This is a genomic window from Desulfurivibrio nitratireducens (assembly GCF_044068515.1).
Classification (GTDB): Bacteria; Desulfobacterota; Desulfobulbia; order Desulfobulbales; family Desulfurivibrionaceae; genus Desulfurivibrio.
Genome location: NZ_JBIPKI010000081.1, coordinates 1 through 4,020 on the forward strand (window position 1 = coordinate 1; position 4,020 = coordinate 4,020).

At 63.4% G+C, this 4,020-nt stretch carries 5 protein-coding genes; 1 reads left to right on the forward strand and 4 read right to left on the reverse strand.

The features are described 5' to 3' along the window. From ACHHTY_RS11825 to ACHHTY_RS11840, 4 genes are all read right to left on the reverse strand, one after another. Positions 1–683: cysteine desulfurase family protein (locus ACHHTY_RS11825; RefSeq protein ID WP_395494368.1), on the reverse strand; the 683-nt coding region annotated here is incomplete at its 3' end. Between the two features lie 316 nt (positions 684–999). Next, positions 1,000–2,097 carry a quinolinate synthase NadA gene (gene nadA, locus ACHHTY_RS11830; RefSeq protein WP_395494373.1) on the reverse strand — a complete coding sequence of 366 codons (1,098 nt, stop codon included), beginning with the start codon at positions 2,095–2,097 and terminating at the stop codon, positions 1,000–1,002. Between the two features lie 11 nt (positions 2,098–2,108). Next, complete coding sequence (locus ACHHTY_RS11835) at positions 2,109–2,450, reverse strand: HPF/RaiA family ribosome-associated protein (protein WP_395494370.1); 342 nt, start codon at positions 2,448–2,450, stop codon at positions 2,109–2,111. A 226-nt stretch (positions 2,451–2,676) separates the two neighbouring features. Beyond that, positions 2,677–3,252 carry a helix-turn-helix transcriptional regulator gene (locus tag ACHHTY_RS11840; RefSeq protein WP_395494371.1) on the reverse strand — a complete coding sequence of 192 codons (576 nt, stop codon included), beginning with the start codon at positions 3,250–3,252 and terminating at the stop codon, positions 2,677–2,679. A 533-nt stretch (positions 3,253–3,785) separates the two neighbouring features. Here ACHHTY_RS11840 and ACHHTY_RS11845 point away from each other — a divergent pair. Further along, positions 3,786–4,020, forward strand: a 235-nt coding sequence (locus ACHHTY_RS11845) for a hypothetical protein (RefSeq protein WP_395494372.1), incomplete at its 3' end; no start/stop codon positions are given.

Consider the following 4,020-nt stretch of genomic DNA (forward strand, 5'->3'; position numbering starts at 1 on the left):
TGGCCGGCCCCCATCACCAGGGGGGTCACCGGGGCCTGGCGCCGCAGGTAAAGGGCCCCGCAGCCCTTGGGCCCGTGCAGTTTGTGGGCCCCCAGGGAAAGATAATCCACCGGCCATTCCTCGACTCGGATCTCTTCCTTGCCCGCCAGTTGGACGGCATCGCCATGCAAAAGCACGCCGCGCTCCCGGCAGATCGCCCCCAGCTCGGCCACGTCCCAGAGTACTCCGGTTTCATTGTTGGCGATCAACAGCGAAACCAGGGCGGTATCGGGGCGGATGGCGGCGGCCAGGGCGGCGGCATCGAGCCGCCCCTCCCCGTCCACCGGCAGCAATTCCACCTCGTAACCCCGTTGGCGGAGAAAATCGAGCGGTTGGCTGACCGAGGGGTGTTCGACCCGGGAGGAAATAAGATGGCGGCAGTCGGGTTGGGCCAGCACCGCGCTGAGAATCGCCTGGCAGTTGGCCTCGCTGCCGCCGCTGGTGAAGACCACCCGGTCCGGGTCGCAGTGGAGCAACTCAGCCACCTGGCGCCGGCCCGCTTCGACCCGACGGCGGGCCTTTTCGCCGAAGTAATGGGCGCTGGAGGGGTTGCCGAAGTCCTCCTCCAGGCAAAGCCGCATTACCTTGACCACTTCCGGATCGAGGGGAGTGGTGGCGTTATTGTCGAAATAAATGCGCTGCATGACTAAGGCCCTCCTGCAAAAGGGAAAACAAGGCGGAAACGGCCTACGGGTTTACCAGGCGCCCCGGCAAGCAAAGACCCCCCTCCTTTCAGCTCGGCCGCCATTATAACTGCCCAAACCCAAGCCATAAACTTGCCGTGGTCGATCAGGTACAAGGTTTGAACGGATCGAAGCTCAATAAATCAGCAATCAGCCGGGCCTAAGCCCGCAAACTTGCTCCAGTGCCGGGGGTTGCGGCCAACAGGCGGGCGCCGCGTATTTCAGTACGCCAGCCGGCCTGATCGCCGCAAGATCCGGTTTTGGGGCAAACATGCAATCATTTGATGGTGAGCATGCGATCCAGCGCCAGCCGGGCCGCCGCCGCGATGTCGGCGGGCACGGTGATCCGGTTGACCACCCGGCCGGCCGCCAGGTTGTCCAGCACCCAGAGGAGATAGGCGGGCTTGATCCGATACATGGTCGCGCAGAGACACTGGAAGGGGGAAAGGGAATGGATTTCCTTGTCGGGATGCCGGTCCTGGAGGCGGCGCACCAGGTTGATTTCGGTGCCCACCGCCCACTTGGAGCCCGGCGGCGACTCGCTGACCGCCTTGATGATCGCCTCGGTGGAGCCGTACTGGTCGGCCCGGCTCACCACCTCGTAGCGGCATTCCGGGTGGACGATGATCCGCACGGCGGGGTCGCGGCGCCGCCAGGCCTCGACGTGTTCGGCCTGGAACATCATATGCACCGAACAATAGCCGTCCCAGAGCAGCACCTTGGCCCGGCGGATCTGCTCGGGGGTGTTGCCCCCCAGGGGCTGGTCCCGGCGCCAGACCAGGACCTGGTCGGCGGGGAGGCCGATGGCGGCGGCGGAGTTGCGGCCCAGGTGTTCGTCGGGGAAGAAAAAGGCTCGTTCGCCCCGGGCCAGGGCCCACTGGAGCACCTTTTCGGCGTTGGAGGAGGTGCAGACCGAGCCGCCCTTCTCCCCCACCAGGGCCTTGATGGCGGCCGAGGAGTTGACGTAGGTCACCGGCACCACCCGTTCCGCGTCGATCTGGCCGGCCAGCTCCTGCCAGGCCCATTCCACCTGGGGCCGGGTGACCATGTCGGCCATGGTGCAGCCGGCCCGGAGATCGGGCAGCAGTACCTGCTGGCGCTCCGAGGTCAGGATATCGGCCGATTCGGCCATGAAATGAACGCCGCAGAAGACGATGAACTCGGCGTCATGGCTTTCGGCGGCGATGCGGGCCAGCTTGAGGGAATCACCGCTGGCGTCGGCGTGGCGGAAGACCGCCTCCTGCTGGTAGTGGTGGCAGAGGATCAGGAGGCGGTCAGCCAGTTCCGCTTTGCGGGCCAGGATGCGCCGGTGCAGAATTTCCGGATCCTGGCCGAGATATTCGGGGCCGATATCGACCTGCTCGAGAGGTTCCATCACCGGCGCGATCAGACCAGATCGGTTTCTTCGGCCGTCGGGGCCTTGGCATGGGACTGGCGCCGCTTGCGCTGCAGCTCCTTCAACTGCAGGCCCAGGGTATCGAAAGCCTCGCCCAGGATGGTCCGCACCGACTCGCCCTTGCGGGATACCACCACGGTATCGTTGGGCACCCCGGCCACCAGGCGCACTTCATAGCCACCGCTCTTGTGGCTGGAGGTCTCCTCGATGCTCACCCGCAGGTGATGCACCAGGCCGGCATGATGGCGCAGCAGCCGGGCCTTTTCGGTATCGATCTTTTCCTGCCAGGCCTTGCGGATATCCAAGTTGCGGCCGTCCACCTGTAGTTCCATACGTTTCCTCCAGGGCTGATATATTAAAGAATGGTTGGTCTAGCGAAAAACGGCCAAAATACCTTCTCCGTTCTCCGGGCGCAACCGAAAATGGGAAAGCGGCCGGGGACCGGGGATGTCTCCGGTCCGCCGGCACTTCCTGTCTTCAGCATAAAGGGCTTTGCGGAGATGGTCAAGGAATGGTCCGGGCCGGGTAACAAGCGGGGGCAAAACCGGTGCTGCCGCCTCAATTCTGCAGGGCGGCGATAATCCCGTTGCGGGAAGAGACCTGCATTTTTCGCATGATGTTTTTGATGTGGTCCTTGACCGTATGCTCGGAAATAAAGAGCTCATCGGCAATGGCCCGGTTGCCCGATCCGGCGCAGATTTTACGCAGCACCTCAAGTTCCCGCCGGGACAGGTTGAAGTCCTGCTGGACCCTGGCGAAATCGGGCTCATGATTGGCCACCACTTTTTCCACCAGAACCATGACGTAATCCGGGGTATGGCCGCCGCCATGGCCGTTGATCAAGAAGGCCCGCAGCGAAACCACCTGCTGGCGGCCGTCCACCTTGAGGGCGCAGGTGGTTTCCAGTTTATAGTCCTGGCCGACGGCGGCCGCCGGGGCCCGGCGCAACTGCTCACAAAGGGCGACAACTTCGGCGGGGACGGAGATGCGGCGCTCGCCGTTGGGCTCGTCGGTCAGGATCTCGGGGATCAGGCCGAGAATTTCCCGGTTCGAATAGAGCAGCCGGTGGCTCTGGTCAAAGACCATGATGCCGGGAGCCTGACGACTCCGGATGATTTCCAGCAGCTTATCCATCAACACGCTCCGGCCGGGGCGAGAGGCCGGGGTCGGCCGGCCCCGGCGGTCCATCACGGGTCCCGGACTCCAGGGTTCGAAGCCTCCGGGCCCCTCGGGCGCAGGGGAAACCGGCACCATACCCCGCCGTATCACCCCTGATTATGCCCAATTTTGGGCGTCAATGATCCGTAACGATATAGATTTTCGTTCTTAGCTTTATATAAATTAATGGCTGGACCGTCAACCGCTTTAGGGGACGGCCTGAAAAAGAAAGCCGGCCGGCATATCAGGTTGGAGCGGGACCGGGCCGGCCGCTTAACTTAATCCGCACGTCACAACCTGTTCGCATTTGCGCCAAGACCCTGAAAAAAGGTTTTTCTTGCCGCCTAACTTTACCTTGACAAGTCCCGAAACCAAACAGGATAATTGATTATCCAGCCAGGATCTAAAAAGTCGATAGCCGGGAGGCCTGCCTCCCCGGCGGCCCCGGCCGGGATGGCGCAATGGCGTTTTTTACCCCACAACCCCAAGCAATTGGTGGAGGTATCATTATGACTCGGCGGCCCCGCACCCAACTCCCGGTTAGACTGCTCCTCATCATCCTGATCCTGGCCGGCTGGGCGGCCACGGCCCTGGCCGCCGGCCCGACCATCCTGCACCCCCGCGGCATCATCGAGGGCCACTATATCGTGGTGCTCAAGACCGAAGCGGGCGAACCGGCCGCGGCGGCGGCCATGCTGGGCCGGGTCCACGGCTTCGAGCCCGGCTTCGTCTATGGCCACGCTT